The 21266-nt window shown below is 40.8% G+C and carries 26 protein-coding genes and 2 tRNA genes; 9 read left to right on the top strand and 19 right to left on the bottom strand.

The window, feature by feature from the left end; translation table 11 throughout:
- Positions 1 to 16: 16 nt before the first annotated feature.
- Positions 17 to 90: transfer RNA gene (locus tag MHH54_RS02995), tRNA-Gly, on the bottom strand.
- A gap of 11 nt (positions 91 to 101) precedes the next feature.
- Positions 102 to 178, bottom strand: a tRNA-Arg gene (locus MHH54_RS02990).
- 369 nt (positions 179 to 547) lie between these two features.
- Between MHH54_RS02990 and gltP the strand changes: the two genes are divergently transcribed.
- A complete protein-coding gene (gene gltP, locus MHH54_RS02985; RefSeq protein ID WP_034620243.1) occupies positions 548 to 1798 on the top strand; it encodes a glutamate-aspartate/proton symporter GltP in 1251 nt (416 codons plus the stop codon).
- Between the two features lie 36 nt (positions 1799 to 1834).
- Here the strand turns inward: gltP and MHH54_RS02980 are convergent, their stop codons facing one another.
- Positions 1835 to 2854, bottom strand: coding sequence for a S66 peptidase family protein (locus tag MHH54_RS02980; RefSeq protein ID WP_050945662.1), 1020 nt, complete (start codon positions 2852 to 2854; stop codon positions 1835 to 1837).
- Between the two features lie 72 nt (positions 2855 to 2926).
- Positions 2927 to 3802, bottom strand: coding sequence for a DMT family transporter (locus MHH54_RS02975; protein WP_034620208.1), 876 nt, complete (start codon positions 3800 to 3802; stop codon positions 2927 to 2929).
- Positions 3803 to 4095: 293 nt separating this feature from the next.
- Between MHH54_RS02975 and MHH54_RS02970 the strand changes: the two genes are divergently transcribed.
- Together MHH54_RS02970 and MHH54_RS02965 are read left to right on the top strand one after the other, a co-directional pair.
- Entirely contained in the window at positions 4096 to 4821 is a 726-nt protein-coding gene (locus tag MHH54_RS02970) for an AzlC family ABC transporter permease (RefSeq protein WP_003214127.1), read from the top strand.
- A complete protein-coding gene (locus MHH54_RS02965; protein WP_106030211.1) occupies positions 4818 to 5138 on the top strand; it encodes an AzlD domain-containing protein in 321 nt (106 codons plus the stop codon). Before MHH54_RS02970 ends, MHH54_RS02965 begins: the two co-directional genes overlap by 4 nt.
- A 36-nt stretch (positions 5139 to 5174) precedes the next feature.
- Here MHH54_RS02965 and MHH54_RS02960 read toward each other — a convergent pair whose 3' ends face one another.
- The 3 genes from MHH54_RS02960 to MHH54_RS02950 all read right to left on the bottom strand — a co-directional run bounded on the left by MHH54_RS02960 (position 5175) and on the right by MHH54_RS02950 (position 7314).
- The gene (locus tag MHH54_RS02960; protein WP_003214446.1) at positions 5175 to 5837 is read right to left on the bottom strand and encodes an O-methyltransferase; all 663 of its coding nucleotides are present in this window, start codon (positions 5835 to 5837) and stop codon (positions 5175 to 5177) included.
- A 148-nt stretch (positions 5838 to 5985) separates the two neighbouring features.
- A complete protein-coding gene (locus MHH54_RS02955; protein ID WP_003213978.1) occupies positions 5986 to 6171 on the bottom strand; it encodes a CsbD family protein in 186 nt (61 codons plus the stop codon).
- 153 nt (positions 6172 to 6324) lie between these two features.
- Entirely contained in the window at positions 6325 to 7314 is a 990-nt protein-coding gene (locus MHH54_RS02950; protein ID WP_106030209.1) for an aldo/keto reductase family protein, read from the bottom strand.
- A 162-nt stretch (positions 7315 to 7476) separates the two neighbouring features.
- Here MHH54_RS02950 and MHH54_RS02945 point away from each other — a divergent pair, with 162 nt between their 5' ends.
- Positions 7477 to 8370, top strand: a complete 894-nt coding sequence (locus MHH54_RS02945; RefSeq protein ID WP_034620209.1) for a LysR substrate-binding domain-containing protein — start codon at positions 7477 to 7479, stop codon at positions 8368 to 8370.
- Positions 8371 to 8492: 122 nt separating this feature from the next.
- Entirely contained in the window at positions 8493 to 9044 is a 552-nt protein-coding gene (locus MHH54_RS02940; protein ID WP_342500656.1) for a GNAT family N-acetyltransferase, read from the top strand.
- A 4-nt stretch (positions 9045 to 9048) separates the two neighbouring features.
- On the opposite strand, the gene MHH54_RS02935 is transcribed toward MHH54_RS02940, so the two are convergent.
- Positions 9049 to 9636, bottom strand: coding sequence for a LysE family transporter (locus MHH54_RS02935; RefSeq protein WP_003214091.1), 588 nt, complete (start codon positions 9634 to 9636; stop codon positions 9049 to 9051).
- A 111-nt stretch (positions 9637 to 9747) separates the two neighbouring features.
- On the opposite strand from MHH54_RS02935, the gene MHH54_RS02930 reads away from it, so the two are divergent.
- On the top strand, positions 9748 to 10311 hold the full coding sequence (locus MHH54_RS02930) for an XRE family transcriptional regulator (protein ID WP_342500655.1): 564 nt from the start codon (positions 9748 to 9750) through the stop codon (positions 10309 to 10311).
- A gap of 33 nt (positions 10312 to 10344) precedes the next feature.
- On the opposite strand, the gene MHH54_RS02925 is transcribed toward MHH54_RS02930, so the two are convergent.
- The 5 genes from MHH54_RS02925 to MHH54_RS02905 form a co-directional block, all read right to left on the bottom strand.
- Positions 10345 to 10638 carry a hypothetical protein gene (locus MHH54_RS02925; RefSeq protein WP_003214005.1) on the bottom strand — a complete coding sequence of 98 codons (294 nt, stop codon included), beginning with the start codon at positions 10636 to 10638 and terminating at the stop codon, positions 10345 to 10347.
- Positions 10639 to 10986: 348 nt separating this feature from the next.
- Positions 10987 to 12039, bottom strand: a complete 1053-nt coding sequence (locus MHH54_RS02920) for an LLM class flavin-dependent oxidoreductase (protein WP_050945655.1) — start codon at positions 12037 to 12039, stop codon at positions 10987 to 10989.
- Positions 12040 to 12056: 17 nt separating this feature from the next.
- Entirely contained in the window at positions 12057 to 12680 is a 624-nt protein-coding gene (locus MHH54_RS02915; RefSeq protein ID WP_342500654.1) for a nitroreductase family protein, read from the bottom strand.
- The gene (locus tag MHH54_RS02910) at positions 12664 to 13137 is read right to left on the bottom strand and encodes a MarR family transcriptional regulator (RefSeq protein WP_003213943.1); all 474 of its coding nucleotides are present in this window, start codon (positions 13135 to 13137) and stop codon (positions 12664 to 12666) included. Before MHH54_RS02910 ends, MHH54_RS02915 begins: the two co-directional genes overlap by 17 nt.
- A 108-nt stretch (positions 13138 to 13245) precedes the next feature.
- On the bottom strand, positions 13246 to 13788 hold the full coding sequence (locus MHH54_RS02905) for a dihydrofolate reductase family protein (RefSeq protein ID WP_322000132.1): 543 nt from the start codon (positions 13786 to 13788) through the stop codon (positions 13246 to 13248).
- Positions 13789 to 13981: 193 nt separating this feature from the next.
- Here MHH54_RS02905 and MHH54_RS02900 point away from each other — a divergent pair, with 193 nt between their 5' ends.
- Positions 13982 to 14377, top strand: a complete 396-nt coding sequence (locus MHH54_RS02900; RefSeq protein ID WP_342500653.1) for a VOC family protein — start codon at positions 13982 to 13984, stop codon at positions 14375 to 14377.
- Positions 14374 to 14913, top strand: coding sequence for a GNAT family protein (locus MHH54_RS02895; RefSeq protein ID WP_106030203.1), 540 nt, complete (start codon positions 14374 to 14376; stop codon positions 14911 to 14913). The genes MHH54_RS02900 and MHH54_RS02895 overlap by 4 nt, the downstream gene beginning before the upstream one ends.
- On the opposite strand, the gene MHH54_RS02890 is transcribed toward MHH54_RS02895, so the two are convergent.
- Positions 14910 to 15179 carry a YesK-like family protein gene (locus MHH54_RS02890; protein ID WP_106030202.1) on the bottom strand — a complete coding sequence of 90 codons (270 nt, stop codon included), beginning with the start codon at positions 15177 to 15179 and terminating at the stop codon, positions 14910 to 14912. The two genes, MHH54_RS02895 and MHH54_RS02890, sit on opposite strands and share 4 nt — an antisense overlap.
- Before the next feature lie 54 nt (positions 15180 to 15233).
- Between MHH54_RS02890 and MHH54_RS02885 the strand changes: the two genes are divergently transcribed.
- Entirely contained in the window at positions 15234 to 15707 is a 474-nt protein-coding gene (locus MHH54_RS02885; RefSeq protein ID WP_106030201.1) for a GNAT family N-acetyltransferase, read from the top strand.
- On the opposite strand, the gene MHH54_RS02880 is transcribed toward MHH54_RS02885, so the two are convergent.
- The 5 genes from MHH54_RS02880 to MHH54_RS02860 all read right to left on the bottom strand — a co-directional run bounded on the left by MHH54_RS02880 (position 15702) and on the right by MHH54_RS02860 (position 21163).
- Entirely contained in the window at positions 15702 to 16487 is a 786-nt protein-coding gene (locus MHH54_RS02880; RefSeq protein ID WP_342500652.1) for a GNAT family N-acetyltransferase, read from the bottom strand. The genes MHH54_RS02885 and MHH54_RS02880 overlap by 6 nt on opposite strands.
- Positions 16488 to 16647: 160 nt before the next feature.
- A complete protein-coding gene (locus MHH54_RS02875; protein WP_342500651.1) occupies positions 16648 to 17016 on the bottom strand; it encodes a hypothetical protein in 369 nt (122 codons plus the stop codon).
- A gap of 25 nt (positions 17017 to 17041) precedes the next feature.
- Positions 17042 to 17692, bottom strand: a complete 651-nt coding sequence (locus MHH54_RS02870) for a response regulator transcription factor (protein WP_106030199.1) — start codon at positions 17690 to 17692, stop codon at positions 17042 to 17044.
- Positions 17693 to 17697: 5 nt separating this feature from the next.
- Positions 17698 to 18882, bottom strand: coding sequence for a sensor histidine kinase (locus MHH54_RS02865; RefSeq protein WP_106030198.1), 1185 nt, complete (start codon positions 18880 to 18882; stop codon positions 17698 to 17700).
- A 103-nt stretch (positions 18883 to 18985) separates the two neighbouring features.
- Positions 18986 to 21163 (bottom strand): MMPL family transporter, encoded by a 2178-nt coding sequence (locus tag MHH54_RS02860; RefSeq protein WP_342500650.1) that lies wholly within the window; start codon positions 21161 to 21163, stop codon positions 18986 to 18988.
- Positions 21164 to 21266 lie beyond the last annotated feature (103 nt).

The raw sequence follows: 21266 nt of genomic DNA, 5'->3' as shown, positions 1-21266 counted from the left end.
GATCATATTTCAAAAATGGAGCGGGTGATGAGAATCGAACTCACGACATCAGCTTGGAAGGCTGAGGTTTTACCACTAAACTACACCCGCGTGGTTTGTATTGGCGCGCCCGAGAGGAGTCGAACCCCTAACCTTTTGATCCGTAGTCAAACGCTCTATCCAATTGAGCTACGGGCGCTTAATCAGGCGACTTAATTATCTTAACATATCGTTTTTATCAAGTCAACATCTTTTTAAGATTTGTTTGTCGCATGTGTTTGAATGTCTTTGTTTCAAATACGTCATCAGCGACGAATAAAAATATACCATGGATCACATAAAAGGGTCAATACATTTTTCTAAAAAAGTTTCATGTTTTTTAAGAAGTGGTTTTTTCTTAGATAAATAGAAATGCAATAGCCCTATTTTCTTCCCTTTCTTCATAATTCCAATGATTCTTAAATAAAATCTTTCTAAATCCAAAGGAGGACAAAACATGGTCACATAGAATTTTTATTTATTGGAAAATTCTTAAAATTTTCCAAGCGTTTAAAGGGGGTAGGAGATGATGAAAAAGTTCGTCGCTTTTCAAATCATGATCGCTTTGGTGATAGGAGCTCTTATCGGCCATTTCTTTCCTGACTTCGGGATGGCTCTCAGGCCAATTGGAGATGGATTCATCAGATTGATTAAAATGATCGTTGTTCCTATCGTTTTCTCTACCATTGTTATTGGTGCAGCCGGCAGTGGTGGTATGAAGAAAATGGGAAGCCTAGGATTAAAGACGATCATTTGGTTTGAGGTCATCACAACCATCGTTCTAGGAATTGGTCTATTGCTGGCTAATGTTCTAAAGCCTGGCGTTGGCCTTGATTTCTCTAAATTAGCTAAGAAAGATATTGGTGAATTAGACGGCTATACACAGAAAGTCGTCGACTTTAAACAAATGGTACTCGATATCATTCCAACGAATATCGTCGATGTCATGGCTCAAAATGATTTACTAGCTGTCATTTTCTTCGCCATATTATTTGGTGTAGCGGCAAGCGGTATCGGTAAGGCATCCGCTCCTGTTCTCAACTTCTTTGAATCAGTGGCACAAATTATGTTTAAGCTAACGCAGATGGTCATGGTGACAGCACCTATTGGAGTGCTTGCATTAATGGCTGCTTCCGTTGGTCAATATGGCATTGTGTTATTAATTCCAATGATGAAGCTTGTTGGGACTGTATTTTTAGGTTTATTCATTATTCTCTTTGCTTTGTTCCCTCTGGTCGCACTGATCTTCCGTTTTAACTACTTCGAAGTTTTAAAAATGATTTGGGATTTGTTCTTGGTTGCCTTCTCTACTACAAGTACAGAAACCGTCCTTCCTCAGCTTATGTCACGAATGGAGAAATACGGCTGTCCGAAAAGAATTGTCTCCTTTGTCATCCCATCTGGTCTTTCTCTCAATTGTGATGGGTCCAGTTTATATTTATCGGTTTCCTGTGTGTTTCTTGCACAAGCGTTTGGTGTCGACATGAGTTTGTCACAGCAGCTTTTGATGATGCTTGTTCTTGTGTTAACGAGTAAAGGGATTGCAGCGGTGCCATCCGGTTCACTCGTCGTACTTTTGGCAACCGCCCATGCAGTAGGTCTTCCAGCAGAAGGCGTCGCCATTATCGCCGGTGTCGATCGAATTATGGATATGGCACGAACAGGTGTGAATGTTCCAGGTCATGCCGTTGCATGTATTGTCGTATCGAAATGGGAGAAAGTATTCCGCGAGTCTGCTTGGGAAGTTCCAAAAGCAGGTGAAGAAACAAAAGGAATGTAGTGTTATATGAAGGAAAGGGCTTCCCCTTTCCTTTTCTTATGATAAAAATGCTTGCTTTAGGACTGCTTTGCCTTGAGGTTGCAGCTGCACTTCTGCATATGCGCCATTAATCAGCGTCATTTGCGGCGGGACATGCCCACAATCTATATCGTAAAAAATGGGGATTTGTAATTCCTTTTGTAATTCTTCATATACATCATGATACTGATACCCTTCCACAGGCACATCTACTGCACTTCGCCCAAACATAATACCTGAACAATGGTCAAACCATCCTGCTAGTTTCAATTGAACAAGCGATCTCTTCATACTTGCAGCGTTTAATTCACAGTTTTCAAAGTACCAGAGAATTGGTTCATCTTTTAAGAATGTTTTTTGAAAAGCTTTGACGTCTCCAAAAGGCGTCCCAGCTAAGTGGCGTATGACATCAATACAGCCGCCCATTAGCCTCCCCTTTACCATCTTTTCTTGTCTATCAACCGTATGCCATGCGGTCGGTTCTGTTAAATGAAAAACATGTTCAATCGGATTGTCATACTGCCATTCCTTTTGATACATTGATGAAGAATATTGGCTGATGTCCATTTCCCCTTTTGTTGAAAGTACTTCTTCCCACATGACAGTCGTTTGATCAAGCTCTTCTCCCTGAAGATCTACTAGGTTCGGTCCATGCGCAGTGGCAATGCCTGTTTTTAAAGTTAACGCCAGCAGAAGCGCACTCGTATCCGAGTAACCAAGAATCCACTTTTTTTGCATCGATGAGAAATCAAGGTGCTCTAACACCTCCATCAGAAGCTGCCCTCCCCATGGCGGGATGATGTGATCAATCTCATCACAGGTCATCATGTACTGAAGCTCCTTTGCTCGTTCTACGGCAGGAGCTGATTTTGCCTTTTCCTGGTGCCATACCGTATCTCCACATATGACATCATAGCCTCTTTTTTTCATTCGCTCGCATGAGAGCTGAAACATGTCATGCAAAGATGGCTGTACACCTGAGGAAGGTGCTGTGACGCCAATTGTTTGTCCTTTTTGTAATTGTGGAAATTGTATCATCCTATTTCCCTCCATCCTCTCTCAATCTCTCATTTATAAAGAAGATGCCCCTATTACAAGGGACATCTTCTTTTATTCCTTTTGACGCAGCACAGTATAGACACCTGCAAAGATACATAGAATGCCAATGAATGAGCGTAATCCCATTTCTTCTCCCAAAAGCAGCCAGCCAAGAACGGCACCTACGATCGGTTGAAAGAAAAAGAACAAACCGCCGCTTGAGGCATCCATTAATTGAAGCCCTCTATTCCATAAAAAGAATGCTAGAGCTGTTGAGATGATGCCTAGATAAAGAATACCGCCCCAAATCTCCGGCCTTGCCATCTGTTCCACATCTAGGTGAGGTAAACGAAATAATACAGGCGGTGTTAAAACAATGAATGCAATGATGATCGCATATGTGGTTGTCACCACCTGAGGATACTTTCCTGGAACACGTTTGAGCAAAACAGACATCAGCGCCCATGTTAAAGCAGCGAAGACCAATGAAAGACCACCGACAAATTCATCTGTCTGTACTGCAACTGGTCCAATCATGAGCCATACACCTGCTGTAGCAAGCAGGATGGATGCGCACTTTCGAACAGTCATGGCTTCTTTTAATAGAAAGAAAGCAAACAGCACCATAAACGCAGGAGTTGCAGATGTAATAACAGCCCCCATTTGTGCAGAGGTATACATCGTCCCAATTTCTTGGGTCACGATTGAAAGGAAATTTCCGATCAGCCCAATCAACACCATAAGGGGGATATCTTTTTTATCTAATCGAAAGGAATAGCCCAAGCGCCAAATGGTGATCACCAACACGACTCCTGCTACAGCATATCTCATCCAGACGAGTTCAAGTGGCGGAACAACCGCTACTGTTACTTTGACAACAACGTACATGCCGCCCCAAATACTTGCTGCGATTGCTAGGTAAAGGGCGCCTATATATTTTTCATTCATCATTTTCCCTCCGTTATTGGATATTTTGAATACCATATCCACAAACGGAGATCACTCTCCGTTATGGACGGAGGGCATTTGGAACATCATGTTCAAACAAAGGTTTGCACAGCATTGTCGTCACTCCAATTTTTTTATTTTCTGATACTTTATAACATATTCTGGATGACTTCAATCCTTTTTGCACCTTTTTTCTTTATATAATAGAAGATAAGGGGATATTGACATGCTAAATTCGTTTTCATATAGTAAGTAAAACTATAGGTCGTCACGCAGAAAAGGAGTAGAGGTCGTTGGATATTGAAGCTAGAAAACATATTCCCAGCACGGAACATGAACCATTTCTCGAGGGAATAAAAGATTGTGTGCCAACCCTGCTTGGTTATATGAGTATCGGGTTTGCCTTTGGAATTGTTGGAATTAGCGCACAGTTGAGCCTATGGGACATTGCGCTTCTAGCAATCTTTATTTACGCAGGTGCTTCACAGTTTATTATCTGTGCACTGCTTGTCACGGGAAGCCCCCTTTCCGCTATTATTCTCACTACATTTATTGTGAATCTGCGTCATTTATTACTAAGCCTGACGCTGGCTCCTCATTTTACACGCTACTCTTTAAAACAAAATATTGGATTCGGTCTATTGCTGACTGATGAATCCTTTGGCGTAGCCATGAATAAATTAGCTCAGCATGGAAAGCTGAATAACCGGTGGATGCACGGGCTGAACATAACGGCTTATTTGTGCTGGATTGCTGCCTGTATACTTGGCGGCATTTTTGGACACTGGATCTCAAATCCTGAAGCACTTGGTCTTGATTTTGCTCTTTCCGCTATGTTTGCTGCACTGCTGGTTCTTTCTTTGCAAACTGTGCCTAAAAGTAAATTAACCCATCGCCTGTCACTTGTTTTGTATATGGTCGTTGCGATGTTTGTCCTGCTTCATTTTGTTCCATCACACGTGGCTGTTCTATTAGCCACCATAATTGTCGCAACCATTGGGGTGGTGACAGATAAATGATCAGCAGTTTTATGATGTGGCTCATTCTCGGCTGTATGATTGTCACTGTGATTCCAAGGGTCGTTCCCTTTATATTTGTACGAAGTATCGAGCTGCCTGAAGTGGTGCTCAAGTGGTTATCGTTTATTCCCATTTGTATCTTTACGGCTTTAATTGCAGAGCATTTGTTCATTCATACCACAACAGGTGTCACCATTCACTGGATGTACCTTGCTGTCTTGGTTCCGACCGTCGTGATCGCTGTTTGGACAAAGAGCTTATCACTTACTGTTCTTGTAGGCGTCCTGCTGATGGGGACTGCCAGATGGTTTTTTTAAAAGAAAAAGCTTAACCGCATGTGGTTAAGCTTTGTTTCATTTTACGATTCCGTATACAAATCCATCGTAACCCTTTTCACCAACAGTTTGAATGGCTGTAGCCTCTATTCTTGACTCTTGTTTGAGTAAATTGAAAAATTCACGAGTTCCTTGAACTCGCTCATCCCCATTAGAGTCATGAAGGACTGCTCCATTTCTCACGACATTGTCTGCAATAATGACTGTTCCCTTTTTTGAGAAGTGTAACGCCCACTTTAGATATTTCGGGTTGTTCGGTTTATCTGCATCAATGAAAATCAAATCGAACGGAAGCACATCCCTCTCTTTTAACTGGGCTAGCGTATCCAATGCCTTTCCTTGCAAAATGCTCACCCGTTCCGATAAGCCCGCTCTACTAATGTTTTGCTGAGCAATCTGTACATGGTGGCTGACAGCCTCTAATGTGATGAGTTCTCCATCCTCTTCAAGAGCACGCGCCAACCAAATGGTACTGTATCCACCAAGTGTCCCGATCTCTAAAATGCGCTTTGCATTCTTGGTTTTTGCTAATAAATAAAGCATTTTCCCTTGAGCTGGTGACACATCAATTTCTGGCAGGCCTGCTTGCTTATTATGAGTAAGAGCTTGCTCCAAAACATCATCTTTAGGAATCAACTTGTCTGTGATATACTCGTCAACTTTCTCCCACACTTGCTTCATCTCAACCATCTCCCTTGATCATGTCTTCTGTCTCAAGTCTACATGATGATAGCGAGCGCGTATAATCAATTCTTTTCACACATCTATTCATTTTATTGATGAAAGACATGTCATGATGGAGACATGAAGCAGTGCCATGTTTTCGGATTTACTGGTTCAGGTGATTTTTCAAATCCCCTTTTTTATCTTGAAGCTTTCCTTTGGCTTGATCCTTTTTCCCTTCTGCTTTCAGGTTTTGATGATCTGTTGCTTCGCCAAGTTTCTCTTTCAATTGACCTTTGGCTTGATTTGTTTTTCCTTTCGCTTTATCCATATGTCCTTTTTCTTCACTCATTTGTTCCACCTCCACGTTTGATACTATTCATTTAGCCTTTTTCACAGATACAAAACATCTGAGTGTGCGATCCAAGAAACTACAGCAACAAGAAAATCCAGCCAAGGTCGGCTGGATTAAAAAATAATGATCTATAAGATAGACTTAAAAGCTTTAACCTGTTTTACTCTGATCGTACTCAACCAGATCACCTAGAATTTCGTCAATCTGATTCATCATCTCAGTTTCAATTTTCACCTCAGATGCTAAAGCATTCTCCCTCACCTGTTCTGGACTAGAAGCACCGATAATTGCTGCAGAAACGTTCTGGTTTTGCAGTACCCATGCTATCGCAAGCTGAGCAAGAGTAAGATCAACCTCTTGTGCGATGGGCTTAAGCTTTTGGATCGCCTCTAAGGTGTTATTATTCATCCAGCGTTGAGCAAGGTTTTTAAAAAAAGGTTTTCCAGCAGATGAGTTAGCACGCGAATTAGTCGGAAGTGATTTTCCTGGAAGATACTTTCCAGTAAGGATCCCCTGGGCCAAAGGCGACCATACTACCTGGCCAAGTCCTTCACGCTGGCAAGTCGGTATTACATCACTTTCAATGATTCTCCATAACAAGGAGTATTGAGGTTGGCTGGCGATAAGGGGGACATTTAGCTCTCGTGCAAGCGCTGCCCCTCGAGTAATTTGTTCTGCTGTCCACTCACTTACACCAATATAGTTCACTTTCCCCTGTCTTACTAGATCTGCGAAAGCTAACATCGTTTCTTCCAGAGGTGTAGTTGGATCAAACCTATGTGCATAGTAAATATCAATATAATCCGTTTGTAAACGTCGCAAAGAGGCATGACAGTTTTCCAAAATATGCTTGCGTGATAATCCTCTATCGTTTTTCCCGGTACCGGTTGGATGACATACTTTTGTACATAGTTCAATGCTCTCTCGCCGGATCCCTTTTAAAGACCTGCCTAGTATCTCTTCAGCCTTGGTGTCTGAATAAACATCAGCAGTATCAAACGTCGTAATACCAACATCAAGAGCAGCTTTCACACAATCATGGGCAGTTTCTTCATTTATCTTACCACCATGATTAATCCAGTTTCCGTATGCAAGTTTACTAATTGTTAATCCACTATTTCCAAGTTTACTATACTCCATAATAATGCCCTCCTTTTGAAAGAATACTTTCATTATAAAAAGAGGCCGTTAATATGTATAATATATATATTCAGATAAATATATATATATTTTATATAACTAAAAATATTTCCATTAAAAAACACAATAAGCAATGTTGAAATGTATAGGGGGGCATAAAAAATGGATCTGAGACAAATACGTTATTTTATCATGGTTGCTGAAGAACTAAATTTTAGCCGGGCAGCTGAACGTCTTAAAATGGCACAGCCTCCATTAAGTCAGGAAATTCGCAAATTAGAAGAAGAGTTAGGTGTTACGCTTTTTCATAGAACGAGAAGACAGGTTGAACTTTCAGATTCGGGGAGAGTATTTTTAGAAGAAGCCCGCCGTACGCTTCTTCAAGTAGATAGAACGATTAAAGCAACACAGCTTGCAGATGACGGAAGAATAGGTCATTTAACGATCGGTTTCGTTGATTCTACTGATATTGTGATTGATATTATTAAAAGGTTTCGAGAAAGTTTCCCTAACATCCATCTTGTCTTATGTGAAATGGCTACAGAACAGCAGTTAAAAGCACTATATAAGAAAGAAATTCAAATAGGATTTATTCGTTCTAACCAAAATAATAAGATACTTACCTCAGAAATTTGTTGTGAGGAATCATTAAGCTTGGTTTTGCCAGAAAATCATCCTTTAGCTTCATTTCCCAAAGTTCCAATTCATTTATTAGCCAATGAACCATTTATCATGTTTCCACGTCATCTAGGTGCAGCATTTTATGATTTAATTATCAGCTACTTTTGGGAAAATAGCATAAGTTTAAACGTAGTTCAGGAAGCTATTCAAATGCATACGATTGTGAATTTAGTTGCTGCAGGAATGGGAATCTCTGTGGTTCCATCCTCAGTAGAAAGCGTAAAACGCTCAGGGGTTGTTTATAGAAAAATCCAAGAAACTACACCAAAAGTAAATTTATATGTTTCATGGAGACAAGATGAAACATCAACCGTCGCTGACCACTTTTTAACAGTTGTGAGAGAAGCCTATTTAAGTTCTCAGTCTAAATCATGAAAATCCAGCCAGCGTCAGCTGGATTAAAAAATAATGATCTATAAAACAGACTTAAAAGCTTTCACCTGCTATGTACACGTTTCAGGTATGATAGACATAATAGAAAGAAAGGTTGGTGTTCTATGATGATCTCTGAAAACATATTCACCGTTCGTGACTTGACCTATCGGATTCGGTCTGCTGCAATTGGCGATGCCAAGCAGTTATCAGCGCTCAGGCTGAAAATTGATGGTGAAACAGAATATTTAGACCGTGAACCAGGCGAAGCCTTTCTTCATGAAAAAGATTTTGAGGTGTTGATTCAAGAGGATACCAAACAAAGCAGGCATTTATTTTTGGTCGCTGATATTGAAGGAGACATTGTTGGTTTCTCAAGATGTGAGGGACATTCACTCAAGCGCTTTGCTCACAAAGTGACTTTTGGCGTTGCCATTCAAAAGGATGCTTGGGGCTATCACATTGGCAAAGAGCTTTTAGCCGCTTCTATTGACTGGGCTGATCAGCAAGGCATCCAGAAGATGTCACTTCAAGTGCTAGAAACGAACCAAAAAGCCATTCGGTTATATGAGCACCATGGCTTTCTGATTGAAGGGGTATTAAAAAATGATAAACGTCTGGCAGATGGACTTTATTACAATACTGTTGTGATGGGCAGGCAGCGGCCAAGCTTCTGACTACTTACATCACATAACCCCATACCATTGAAATCGCACTGTATATTAGAAGCAGCCCCATGACATACTGGAACGGTCTTTCATAAGCAGTCAAAAAGCGCTTATACAAAGAGCCAAATAGGCTCCAGCTAAATGTACCGAGAAATCCAATAAGTGCGAGAATCAGCGTCCATATGACATACTGCATATTCGATTGTCCATATGGCAAAACAAATGTTGAAATCACAGTCAATCCATACAAGATCGCTTTTGGGTTGATAAATTGCAGCATCATACCAGGGACAAAATGATTGTAACGATCAAGTGTTTCGTCATCCCCGCCTTTACTTTTCATGATTTTGACCGCTAAATAAATCATGTATGCAGCTCCGATGAACGCCATGACCCAGCCTATTTTCGGCATCACTTGATAAAGAATGATATTAAAGAAGCAACTCAAACACAAAATAACGAGAAATCCGATACCCACACCTAAACAAAATCGAAATGTTTGCTTGACCCCATATTTATTCGTAAAGACCATGGCCATGATGTTGTTTGGCCCTGGGGTAAAGCTGCTCACAAAAGCATAGATCAACATAGAAAGAATCATAGTTGCCGCCTCCCTTGTACGTTATTAAGACTTTAATTACTTTATTGCGTATGTTACGTTTTATTGTAACGTTCGGTCTTTATAAAGTAAATAGAGAAAGGAGTTTTTTTCATGGAAGATGTACAATCGATTATTTCTAAAAATGTGAGGCTTCTTAGAGACCAAAAGAAATTAAGCCTCGAAAAGATGGCAGAATTAACAGCTGTCAGCAAAACCATGATTGGACAAATTGAAAGAGGAGAATCAACCCCTACCATCACGACTTTATGGAAAATCGCCAACGGATTAAAGGTATCTTTTAGTGAGCTCATTCACGCACCACAGCCTGAAATCAAAGTAGTACGCAATGAAGATGCACAGATTTTAACGGAAGATGATGGGCGATATCGCGTATATACGACTTTTCCTTTTGATAACCGGGGGAAATTTGAAGTGTACCGAGTAGAAATTGATCCTGGCGGGTCGCTGCATGCAAATGAACACATTGGCGGGACAGAGGAATTGATTACCGTTTTTGAGGGAGCGCTTGATATATCCATTGGAGATGAGCAATACAGCTTAAACGCCGGCGACTCCATTCGTTTTAAAGCGGACCGTACGCATGCATATAAACAAACCGGAGAACAAATGGTCCGGCTGCAAATGATTCTTTATTATCCTCATGAAAAAAGCTGACAGGCTTGTCCACCTGTCAGCTTTGCATTTTATTTAATTAAATCCTGGATCGCGTACCACTGTTCCAGTAAATGTGACACTATATTTTCCTAATCCCAATTCTTTAATAGAGGTTTGTTTTAAAATACCGACCCAGCCATCCTCTGCATATACAATACTTTCTGGGATGTTTGATGTCGTATATGTTCTTGTTACTGAAACAGTTCGACTGGCCTGAGCCGTTATTTCACTGTTTGTTTGCTCCTTTGCTTCCACTGGAGCAGTTGTGACCCCAGCACCCGTTAAGACAATTGCTCCAACTAAAACAGAAGACATGACCTTTTTCATAAAAAAATCCCTCCCTTTTTTTGTAGAACATAATAACCATACCATAATTCAGTACTTATATAAGATATTTTTTCATTTTTTTGAAAATTATGATATGATTGTCTTATGTTGGATAGAGAGTGTTTTATACTTCTGTGCTTTTATCCTCATCTCATTCCGTCAAACAATTGTGAACGGAGGTGATTTCATGAAAAAATGGCTCATCTGTTTTCAACTTGTTTTTCTCTTCACCTTGACGACCACACCACTTGCTTCTGCTGCTTCATGCCCTACAGTGAAACCTTGTGTCATTGATCCTTAAGCATCAAAAAGGTCGATCAAGCCTATTCACTTGATCGACCTTTTTCGTTATGCTTGCTCTGCTTCCCAGCGGGCAACCTCTTCTCTTACTTTAGGAGCGACTTCTTTTCCAAATAGCTCAATGGCTTTTAATACTTGATCATGCGGCATTGAACCAACTGGTACATGAAGCATAAAACGCGTGATTCCTACATTTTTTCTTAGGTGAATCACTTTCTCTGCCACTGCATCTGAATCTCCTACATACAGCGCGCCTTCTAACGTTCTCGCTGCATCAAATGTAGAACGAGTATATGGTCCCCAGCCTCGCTCTCTTGCTAACGTATTCATCACATGCTGTGTGGAAGGGAAGAATTGGTCTGCTGCCAGTTCTGTTTCTTCCGCAACAAATCCATGCGAATGTGACGCCACGGTTAATTTCTCAGGGTCATGTCCAGCGTGCACTGCCGCTTGCTTGTACAGCTGAACGAGCGGTGCGAACTGTCTAGGACTTCCGCCAATGATGGCAAGTACTAAAGGCAGTCCCAATAATCCAGCACGTACGACAGATTCACGGTTTCCTCCACTGCCGATCCAGATTGGAAGCGGATCTTGAACAGGTCTTGGATATACGCCGACATCTTGAATAGCTGGGCGATGCTTTCCGCTCCATGTGACACGCTCAGACTGCTGTAATTTGAGCAACAAATCAAGCTTTTCTTCAAATAATTCTTCATAGTCATCAAGGTCATAGCCAAAGAGCGGGAATGATTCAATAAATGAACCACGGCCTGCCATAATTTCTGCACGCCCGTTTGATAGTCCATCTAGCGTTGCAAAATCCTGAAAGACACGAACAGGATCTGCTGATGAAAGGACTGTCACTGCACTTGTCAGGCGGATATTCTTTGTTTGTGTTGCCGCAGCCGCTAAGACAACAGCGGGATTCGATGCTGCGAAATCCTCACGGTGATGCTCACCTACGCCAAATACATCAAGGCCGACTTGATCTGCTAAAATAATTTCTTCGACTACTTCTCGAATACGCTGTGCGTGACTGACTGTTTTTCCTGTTTGAAAATCAGGTGTTGTTTCTACAAATGTACTAATTCCTAGTTCCATGAGTGGAACCCCCTATCTTATAAGTATGTTACGAATTCAGAGACTGGCTTTCGGTAGCCTCTCGGTTGTCTGCTCTCTACTTTTTCTTTTCCTAGTGTGATCATTAACACGGGAACCAAATCCGAATCGATGTTGAGCACCTTTTTCATTACATCAGGGTCAAAGCCGATCATTGGGCACGTGTCCCAGCCCTTGTTTTTGGCGGCGAGCATAAACAGCATCGCAGATAATGAAGCATTGCGGATTGCCTCTTCTTTCTGAAAATCCGCTCCTCTCTGTTCATAAAAGCTCATCGTCTCTCTGACCATTTCTTCGTATTGCTGCGTGTTTAAAACGCCAAGCATTTTCAGACCTTCATAAATGTTCGCCGCTTGCTGATAAGCCTTTGGGTCTCCCAGTACAATGATCGCTGCTGAGGCGGAATGCACTTTATATTGTCCAAATGCGGCTTCTCTTACTTGTTCTTTGAGACCTTCTGTTTGGACGACGACATATTGTGTGTGCTGTAAGTTAAAAGCAGATGGTGCCATTTTGACCTCTTCAAAAATGCTGTTAAGCTCTTCTCTCGAAATCGAGATATTTGGCAAAAAATTTGATGCGGATCGTCTTTCACGTACCAATGTATCAAAGCTGAGAGTCATCTTGTTTCCCCTTTTCGTGAAGTTGTTTTGCACCTAAACCGACTTTTTTTAATAATTCAATGAGCTGTTCTTTTTCTTCTTTTTCAATAAAGGATAGGTTTTGTGAAATGACATCTGTGTGTTTAGGAAAAATGTCGTCAAACAATTGCTTTCCTTTTTCCGTCAGTAATACATGAAATACACGTTTATCAGAGGGCGCACATTGCCTTTTCACGAGCTCTTGTTTTTCTAGTTTGTTCACGACATATGTCATACTTCCACTTGGGATTGACAGGATGTCGCTGATTTTTTGTACGGGATGTGGCCCCTTACTATAGAGCAATTCAAGGATCTGAAAGTTTTCAAATCCGATATCATAACGTTCAATGTCTGTTTGAATATTTGTAAAAAGAGCTTGATAGGCTTTCATCCACACGCGGAATAGCCTTAAGTCTAATTCATGTTCATGCTGCACCATGGCAACTACTCCTTTTTTAAGAAATCCTAAAACTAGGATAAATTTATCCTAACACTAGGATATATGATTGTCAACGAGTTTGTTTCATAAAAAAAAGACCACCTCAAATCAGTGATCTTCTTCTTTTAAGACAAAATGCAATTCAGCTATCTGCTTGTATTGTTTGACTTCTTTTAATGAAAACCTGGATTCTATATCCGCTGGGGAAAACAGGGAAATGCCTCTCCCAATCATGACAGGAGCAATTTGAAGATAAAGCTCATCAACCAATCCTGCTTTGATGAAAAACTGAAGCAGTTCCCCGCCGCCGACAATCCAGATATGCTGACCTTCTTCATGTTTTAATTTTTTTATAAAAGATAAGATATCTTCACGAATGATATGGGTTCCTTTCAAACTGTCTTGTAAAGTACGTGACATGATATAACATGTCTTTCCTTCATAAGGAAACTCATCTGGTGACAGCTGTAGAACCTGCTCATATGTATTTCGCCCCATGATCAGCGTATCAACTGACGCATAAAAGTCATCATACCTCGTTTCTTCTTCGCCCTCTGTTCCTATTAACCAATCGAGCCTGTGATCCTCTCTCGCTAAATAGCCATCGATACTCATTGCCCCATAAAAAAGCAGCTTCCTTTTCTGACTCAATTCCATCACTCCCTTACCTTAAATGAGAACATATATTCTATTTTAATTGTATCAGAAAGGAAAGACAAAGTATATATGGATTTTTCATCATCCGTTTTCATGCCTTCAACACCGTGATTCACTAAGGTATCCTCTTCAAGTAATGATATAATAAAATCAGTTCAATCAATGATCATACTTGGAGGAGAAACTGATGATACGACGACTTGATCATATCGTGTTGACTGTACAACATATGGAGGACACCATTCGCTTTTATACAAACGTATTAGGAATGAAGGAAGAAACCTTTGGAGAAGGCCGTAAAGCGCTTCGTTTTGGTTTACAGAAGATCAATCTTCATGAAGCTGGTCATGAATATGAGCCGGCAGCGGCTTACCCACTTCCAGGCTCTAGTGATTTGTGCTTTATCACCGATTTAGATATGGACAGTTTGCTGCTGCACCTTCGCAAGCAAGTAGTTCCTATTGAAGAGGGACCCGTCAGGCGCACAGGTACATTAGGTCCGGTTGAATCTGTTTATATCCGTGATCCTGATCTGAATTTAATTGAAATATCTCGATATATAGAGGAGGGTGATCCGTCATGACCCGCTTATTTTTGAGACCGATTGAAGAACAGGATTATCCGGGTATTCAAAGAGGATGCCAGCATGAAGAAACACTTTACATGACTGGCACACGAAAAACGTTTACACTAGAAGAAATTCGTTCAGCCTACACCCGATTTTTACAAGATGACAGCAGACGAGATTTCGCCATTTGTCTGTTAGACACGAAAGAAATGATTGGGGATGCGGCGATTGTGGATATTGATCCAATCAATCATACGGCAAGCTTCCGCATTGCGCTTCATGGACCAGAACATTTCCAAAAAGGCTATGGCACCGAAGCTGTCCGAATGGTTCAAGCATTCGCCTTTGAGACATTAGAACTCAATCGCCTTGAGCTCGAAGTCTTTTCCCACAATCCGAGAGCCTTCAGAAGCTATGAGAAAGCCGGATTTCAATATGAAGGAAAAAGGCGCCAAGCGCTTTATTTCAATGGTACCTACTCAGATGTGATCATCATGGGCATCCTTCGTGAAGAATACAATCAGATGAACAGTGGAGATGCCCCTGCTTAAGAAGGGACATCTTTTTTTAAAATTTGAATCGCTGTGACGATGATCAAACAAATCATGGAAGAGAGAACGATAGAGACGCTTGATATACTAAGCGCCATGCCTTCCCATCTGCCAATGAAGAAACTCGCTATCAATAAAACCAATCCAAATAGAATAAAGCATATAGGGAGGATCAGACCCGCATGACGGTTTCTGCCTTTTTTCCCTGCCCACCATGAGAGACACAATACAACGATTGTAAAAATAGCGGTTTGCAGCCAAAACATGTTGTTTCAACTCACTTTCTCTTTTTTTATTTTATGACGATGGAGGTACTTCCAATGAACATGAGACCCATTGAGCAAAAAGACAACCCGTATATCGCAGCGATTATCCGCCAGTCACTAGAATCGGCGAATCTGGCGATTGAAGGAACCGCCTACACTGATCCCCACCTTGACCAGCTGTTCGAATACTATCAATCATTGACTCATGCAGCCTATTGGATTGCTGAAGAGAATGGCGATATTCTGGGCGGCGTTGGCATTGCTCCATTTACTAACGGAATATGTGAATTACAAAAGCTTTATTTAAGTCCAAAGGCACAAGGAAAAGGTGCTGGCAAAAAACTGATGGATACAGCGCTGCAATATGCCTCTACATACTATGAAGCATGTTATTTAGAAACCCGCCAGGAATTAACTGCAGCCACCGGCCTTTATCAGCGATATGGCTTTTCTCTTCTTTCAGAGCCGATTGAAGGCTCTGAGCATTCTGCAATGGATGCTTGGTATCTCAAAACCTTCTCATCATGAGCTGTAAAACAATCGATAGGTTTTTGTCCGCTGAAAGCCTAGCTTTTCTGCCAGTTTGATCGAAGTTAGGTGATGGACATCGCAATCCCAATGCGGTGTCCTCTTATTTTCAAGACAACTCTTGATCATATGCTGACCCGCCAGCTGCGCTAAACCTTTCCCCCGGCAGGCTTCTTCTGTCCAAATATCTATCTCCACACGATCTTCACTTGAAAAAATGGAGACACATTCACTCACCACGTTCTCACCATCTAAGATGGCAACTCCGATTCCTTTTGATAGAAAGCGCGCCGCTCTCCCCCAATAGGCTTCGTAATAGCTAGGAGGAAAAGCCCTGCTTGCCTTGATCACCTGTTCATTTGTCCGCTCTACTCTGTAGCCTGAATGAGTCGCAAGAACATAAAATTTTGCTTGCGAAAAAACGTACGCATGTCTTTCCATCTCATTCAGATGTGCCCCAAGACATTTTTTCATCATCACATCTGTTGATTGATTCGCTGAAAATACGGTAAACCGGCCATTTTGTCTTCTCTGCCTTTCGTAAACATCCACAATGAACGCCGAGCAGTGTGACAACTCTCCCTCTCTCTTCCCTGCAACATAATAAATGCCGCATGCTGTTTCGAGAAAATAAATACGAGGGTGCACTGCATCATCTACATAAAGATTCCCTTGTATGAAACCATCCATGACCGCATCTACAAACACTGGATATGCCGGATCGATCTGGCGAATCCCTTCTTTTATCGATGCTGTCCTTTGCTTTTCCAAAAGATGCATGGCGCTCCCCTTTTCCAAACATGTTCTTTCCTTCCATTATATATAAAAAAATGCGCGCATGCAGTGACTCTTTGCAACAAATAAAATTCTTTCTCATTTGCTTTCCTCTATTGCTATGCTCATTGTGAAAGGAGGTTTATGAATGAGGGTTTGGTTTTATTTAGAAACAAGAAAAGGTTGTGACATAAGTAAACGTCATCAACCATCCACATGGCACAGGCATTAAAACACCTGAAGCCGCAGTCTTAAAAAAAGAGACCTCGTTTAAAAGGTCTCTTACTTCTTCATTCATTATTCTGCTGCTGTCTCTTCTGTCGCCTTCACCTTCCAAATAAGGGGTAAGCCTACCTGCGAATAAAAATGGGACATGAATATTTTGATCGGTTAATATGCCGCCAAGTGCCGGGTCAAAGATCGTACCATTACTTATGTAGGTAGAGTTCATTTTCCTGCACATACTGAAACCGCAGTGGAAGAGATAATAAATCACTTGACGCTCAAAACTTAACAGAGCAATGTTTCTTGTCATCTTCTCATATGATCATTCTCTCTCTCTAAAAATGAATCACCCCTAATTCTAATGCTGCTTTAATTGCTTCCGCTCTTGAAGTGACCTCCAGCTTTTGATAAATATTTGTTAAATGAGCTTTGACAGTTCTCTCGGAAATCCCCATATCAAATGCAATTTCCTTACTTCGTAATCCTCTAGCCACTGCTTGCAAGACAAGCATCTCTTTTTCAGTCAGCATGTTTATTTCTTTTTTCAAATGGTTTGGAGTCACTTGATGCTCTGTTGATTCAAATACCTTAGCAGCGACGTTTGCTTGAAGAAGAATATCTCCTCTGATAGCTGCTTCAATTGTATAAAATAAATTTTCCCTGCTGGCATCCTTTAAAAGATAGCCCTTTGCTCCAAGTTGCAGCCCTTCAATCATTAATTTCTCTTCGTTATAGGTAGTGAGAATCAGGACCGGTACTTTTAATTGAAGAGACTGCATCTCTTTTAGCATCTCAAGCCCACTCATGTTAGGCATGTTGAGGTCAAGTAATACAAGGTCTGGAGCCTTCTCTTTCAAGACATCTAATCCCTTTGCCCCATCCTCTGCTTCACCAACAACATCAAATCGTTGATCTGTCTCAAGAATTAATTTTAATCCTTCTCTAACAACAAAATGATCATCGACAATCACAATTTGATAAGACATTGTTTTTACTCCTTTTTCAAAGGTATGGTTACCGTCACTTGTGTACCTTCATTTTTTTCACTTTTTAAGTGTAGCTGTGCATCAAGCAGTCGGGCACGTTCTGACATACCTATTAGACCGTAATGCCCGGAAGTGGATTCTTGTTTTTTCTCATCAAAACCCACTCCATTGTCTGTGATTTGCAAGGAGATGTGATCTTCTTTTTGCTCCATCACCAATTCGACTTTACTTGCTTTGGCATGCTTGGCAATATTCGTCAAACATTCACTGACAATGTATACGGTATGTTCGATGAGAAAAGGGGACACTTGATAGGAGACAGCCACTTTTGTATGAACTGGAATATTCGTCGCCGTCATAAACCGATTCACTTCATCTTTCACAGAATCAGCTAAGTCATATTGATCCTGGCTATATGTTCGAAGGTCGTCAATGACCAATCTCGCCTCACCTAATGTCGTCCGCGCATGGCTCATTGAACCTTTAATAATGCTTTGAGCACGCTCAACATTCTGATTCTCTAAATGTGCATGGGCCGCTTCTAGCTGCATAATAATACCTGCCAGTCCTTGTGCAAGGGTATCATGTAAATCTCTCGCCATTCTTTGACGCTCATTTGCAAGTGTCAGCTCTTCCACTTGTTGATGTGCCAATTCAAGTTCCTTTAAAAATGTTTGTGTACGAATTCTAGCTTTGACTTGTCTAAAAAATAAAATGGAGTATGCGATGACTACAATCAGAATCAAAAACAAAATAGGAATGTATACCGTCAAATCATCTGTATCATTGACCAAAATAAGGGCAAGAAAAAAAAGGACATAAAAACTAAGCCCTGTCAAAATCACCTTCAATGTATGATAATATACCCCAATACTTTGCGCAATTAGTACCGGTAACAGACCAATTAAGATCACAGGGGAAGCCGCCTGCATGACTGAAACACAAAGTAGAATCACAATTCCTTGAATCAGAAAATATACCCATGGATTCTGCTGAAACCAGTAAAATGACCACCAATGCAGAATCAGATGTATGGCAATAAGTGCAGAAAAAAACAGGCCAGAAAGTGCTAATGGATTGGTTATAAACTGAAATATCATTGCTGCAATATAAACAAGAATGACCCATAATAATGTTGGAATCCGCGAATAGATCATTTCATTAAAAGGGTCTACCCGTCGTTTCGCCATAAATAATCACCATCCGAGCCTCATATTCACTCAAAAAATACCGCCCACCCTTTATCGAGGTAATGGCGGTATCACCAATCATACCATGTAAGACTATCAGTGACTAAATCACCTTCTCTTCTTTCTCTTCTTTCTGAGAAATAGACTCACCTTCAATGTCTATACGTGGAAGCCAGCTTTCGAACCATTTGGGTAAGTACCAAGCAGCTCGTCCGATCAGCATCATACAAGCTGGGATAAAAGTCATTCTTATGACAAATGCATCAAACAGAACGCCGAATGCCAACGTTAATCCCATTGTTTTAATGATCAAGTCATCTGCAAAGATAAAACTAGCAAAGACGAGGATCATGATTAAGCCTGCGGCAGTCACTACTCTTCCACTGTGCTTCAAACCTGATACAACGGACTTTTTCGCATCACCTGATAGAAGGAAATCTTCTCTCATTCGACTGACTAAAAAGACCTCATAATCCATTGCGAGACCAAATAATATTCCTGTCACTAGTACAGGCATAAAGTTTAACAATGGGCCATTTGCTGGTATTCCAAACAATGGCGCAAGGTGTCCATCCTGTAAAACAAAGACTGAAAAACCTAGTGTAGCCGTCAATGTCATAAGGAATCCTAAAACCGCTTTTAATGGAACAAGGAATGATCTAAACACAAGAATCATTAAAATCAAAGCAAATCCAATAATGACCCCTGCAAATTTCGGTAACGCTTCACTGAGTCTATCTGAAATATCTATATTAACTGCCGTAGAACCAGTAACAAGTAATTTCGTATCATACTTTGCAGCAGTCTGACTAGATTCATTTCGTATATCTTTGACTAATTGCTTTGTCGCCTTATCTTCTGGACCGCTTTTCGGTAAGATGGTCAGCATGGCGTACTTACCCGATGGATTAGGAACAGCCGGTGCCATTTGTTTGATGCCATCCATCTTCTCTAATACTTTTGTTGTTTTCTCAATAGATTTCATTGCGTTATTTGCATGGGAGGCATCAATGATAACAACCAGTGGCCCATTAAACCCTTTGCCAAACCCTTCTGCTAACAGGTCATAGCCCTTGCGTTCAGTTGTTTCCTTCCCCTTCATACCGTTATCAGGAAGACCCAACTCCATATGAAGTGCTGGCCAACTAAATAGACCAGTCAATACAATGACACCTAGGATGATTTTACCTGGATACTTTTTGATAAACCTTCCCCAAGCTGTTGTTTCTTCTTTTTGTTGAGATTGTAATTTAGAGAACCATTTATTCTTTCTTGAAGGGCTTACTTTATCACCAAGAATCCCTAGTATCGCAGGAACAATTGTCAGAGACACAAGCATAACTGATAGTACCATGAATGCAGCTACAAGACCCATCACGCCTAAAAATGGTATACCGACTAATACAAGTCCGCATAGTGCAATCACGACGGTGACACCTGCAAACAATACAGCACTGCCTGCTGTAGCAACAGCTCTAGCAGCTGCTTCTTTCAATTCGTAACCCTCTGCTAATAACTGTCGATATCGAGAAATGATAAATAATGCATAATCAATTCCTACGGCAAGTCCAATCATCACAGCTAATGTAAGACTAAATGCAGACATATCAACAAAATTTGAGGTAATTAATATGACCATCACGCCGATTATTAACCCAATGACAGCCGTCAAGATCGGTAGTCCTGCAATCAATAATGAAGCGAAGGTAAAGGCTAAAATAAAGAAGGCCATGACAATACCTATGACTTCCGAAATCCCGCCTACCTCAATTTCTGAGAATGTGACGGAGCCTCCTAATTCTGTTTGGATGCCAGCCTTTCTTGAAATCTTAATACTATCTAATACTTTCTCTTTTGAGGATGCTTTTACCTCACCCGCCTTCACCCGGTATGTAATATCCGCATACCCTATTTTCTTATCTTTACTAATAGCAAATGTCTGATATAAATCCGTCACTTGCTTGACTGCTTTATCCTTTTTGACTTCTTTGATCGTTTCGTTCAATTTATTTTTTACTTTTTTTGTTTCTAATGTTTCGCCCTTAGGTGCTTTAAAGATCAGACGAATCGTCCCGCCATCATCACCTGCTGGGAACTTTTTCTCCAAGAGATCCATTGCCTTTTCTGACTTTGTTCCTGGAATCGACATATCTCCATTAAATGAAACACCTGTCCCTATTGTTGCCGCCACAACAGCTACTAAAACAAATAACCAACCGATAATCATCCGTTTCGGCTTAGAAAAAGCACTTTTTCCTAAATGATATAAAAATTTTGCCATTCACTTACTCCTTTTTCTTCAACTTCATCTTTTTATTCTAAGCAATGAGGTGATCGATTAAAATTGTACTTTCGGGCAAAAAGCACTGTACTTTTAGGCAACA

The organism is Bacillus sp. FSL K6-4563 (genome assembly GCF_038630405.1).
GTDB lineage: Bacteria > Bacillota > Bacilli > Bacillales > Bacillaceae > Bacillus > Bacillus pumilus.
Note: the sequence above shows the minus strand (reverse complement) of the source record. Positions and strands in the feature narration are given on the sequence as shown.

Coding starts and splice junctions, on each gene's coding strand:
- gltP (WP_034620243.1), top strand. CDS start 548: ATGAAAAAGTTCGTCGCTTTTCAAATCATGATCGCTTTGGTGATAGGA.
- MHH54_RS02980 (WP_050945662.1), bottom strand. CDS start 2,854: ATGATACAATTTCCACAATTACAAAAAGGACAAACAATTGGCGTCACA.
- MHH54_RS02975 (WP_034620208.1), bottom strand. CDS start 3,802: ATGAATGAAAAATATATAGGCGCCCTTTACCTAGCAATCGCAGCAAGT.
- MHH54_RS02965 (WP_106030211.1), top strand. CDS start 4,818: ATGATCAGCAGTTTTATGATGTGGCTCATTCTCGGCTGTATGATTGTC.
- MHH54_RS02960 (WP_003214446.1), bottom strand. CDS start 5,837: ATGAAGCAAGTGTGGGAGAAAGTTGACGAGTATATCACAGACAAGTTG.
- MHH54_RS02955 (WP_003213978.1), bottom strand. CDS start 6,171: ATGAGTGAAGAAAAAGGACATATGGATAAAGCGAAAGGAAAAACAAAT.
- MHH54_RS02950 (WP_106030209.1), bottom strand. CDS start 7,314: ATGGAGTATAGTAAACTTGGAAATAGTGGATTAACAATTAGTAAACTT.
- MHH54_RS02945 (WP_034620209.1), top strand. CDS start 7,477: ATGGATCTGAGACAAATACGTTATTTTATCATGGTTGCTGAAGAACTA.
- MHH54_RS02940 (WP_342500656.1), top strand. CDS start 8,493: ATGATGATCTCTGAAAACATATTCACCGTTCGTGACTTGACCTATCGG.
- MHH54_RS02935 (WP_003214091.1), bottom strand. CDS start 9,636: ATGATTCTTTCTATGTTGATCTATGCTTTTGTGAGCAGCTTTACCCCA.
- MHH54_RS02930 (WP_342500655.1), top strand. CDS start 9,748: ATGGAAGATGTACAATCGATTATTTCTAAAAATGTGAGGCTTCTTAGA.
- MHH54_RS02925 (WP_003214005.1), bottom strand. CDS start 10,638: ATGAAAAAGGTCATGTCTTCTGTTTTAGTTGGAGCAATTGTCTTAACG.
- MHH54_RS02920 (WP_050945655.1), bottom strand. CDS start 12,039: ATGGAACTAGGAATTAGTACATTTGTAGAAACAACACCTGATTTTCAA.
- MHH54_RS02915 (WP_342500654.1), bottom strand. CDS start 12,680: ATGACTCTCAGCTTTGATACATTGGTACGTGAAAGACGATCCGCATCA.
- MHH54_RS02910 (WP_003213943.1), bottom strand. CDS start 13,137: ATGGTGCAGCATGAACATGAATTAGACTTAAGGCTATTCCGCGTGTGG.
- MHH54_RS02900 (WP_342500653.1), top strand. CDS start 13,982: ATGATACGACGACTTGATCATATCGTGTTGACTGTACAACATATGGAG.
- MHH54_RS02895 (WP_106030203.1), top strand. CDS start 14,374: ATGACCCGCTTATTTTTGAGACCGATTGAAGAACAGGATTATCCGGGT.
- MHH54_RS02890 (WP_106030202.1), bottom strand. CDS start 15,179: ATGTTTTGGCTGCAAACCGCTATTTTTACAATCGTTGTATTGTGTCTC.
- MHH54_RS02885 (WP_106030201.1), top strand. CDS start 15,234: ATGAACATGAGACCCATTGAGCAAAAAGACAACCCGTATATCGCAGCG.
- MHH54_RS02880 (WP_342500652.1), bottom strand. CDS start 16,487: ATGCATCTTTTGGAAAAGCAAAGGACAGCATCGATAAAAGAAGGGATT.
- MHH54_RS02875 (WP_342500651.1), bottom strand. CDS start 17,016: ATGACAAGAAACATTGCTCTGTTAAGTTTTGAGCGTCAAGTGATTTAT.
- MHH54_RS02870 (WP_106030199.1), bottom strand. CDS start 17,692: ATGTCTTATCAAATTGTGATTGTCGATGATCATTTTGTTGTTAGAGAA.
- MHH54_RS02865 (WP_106030198.1), bottom strand. CDS start 18,882: ATGGCGAAACGACGGGTAGACCCTTTTAATGAAATGATCTATTCGCGG.
- MHH54_RS02860 (WP_342500650.1), bottom strand. CDS start 21,163: ATGGCAAAATTTTTATATCATTTAGGAAAAAGTGCTTTTTCTAAGCCG.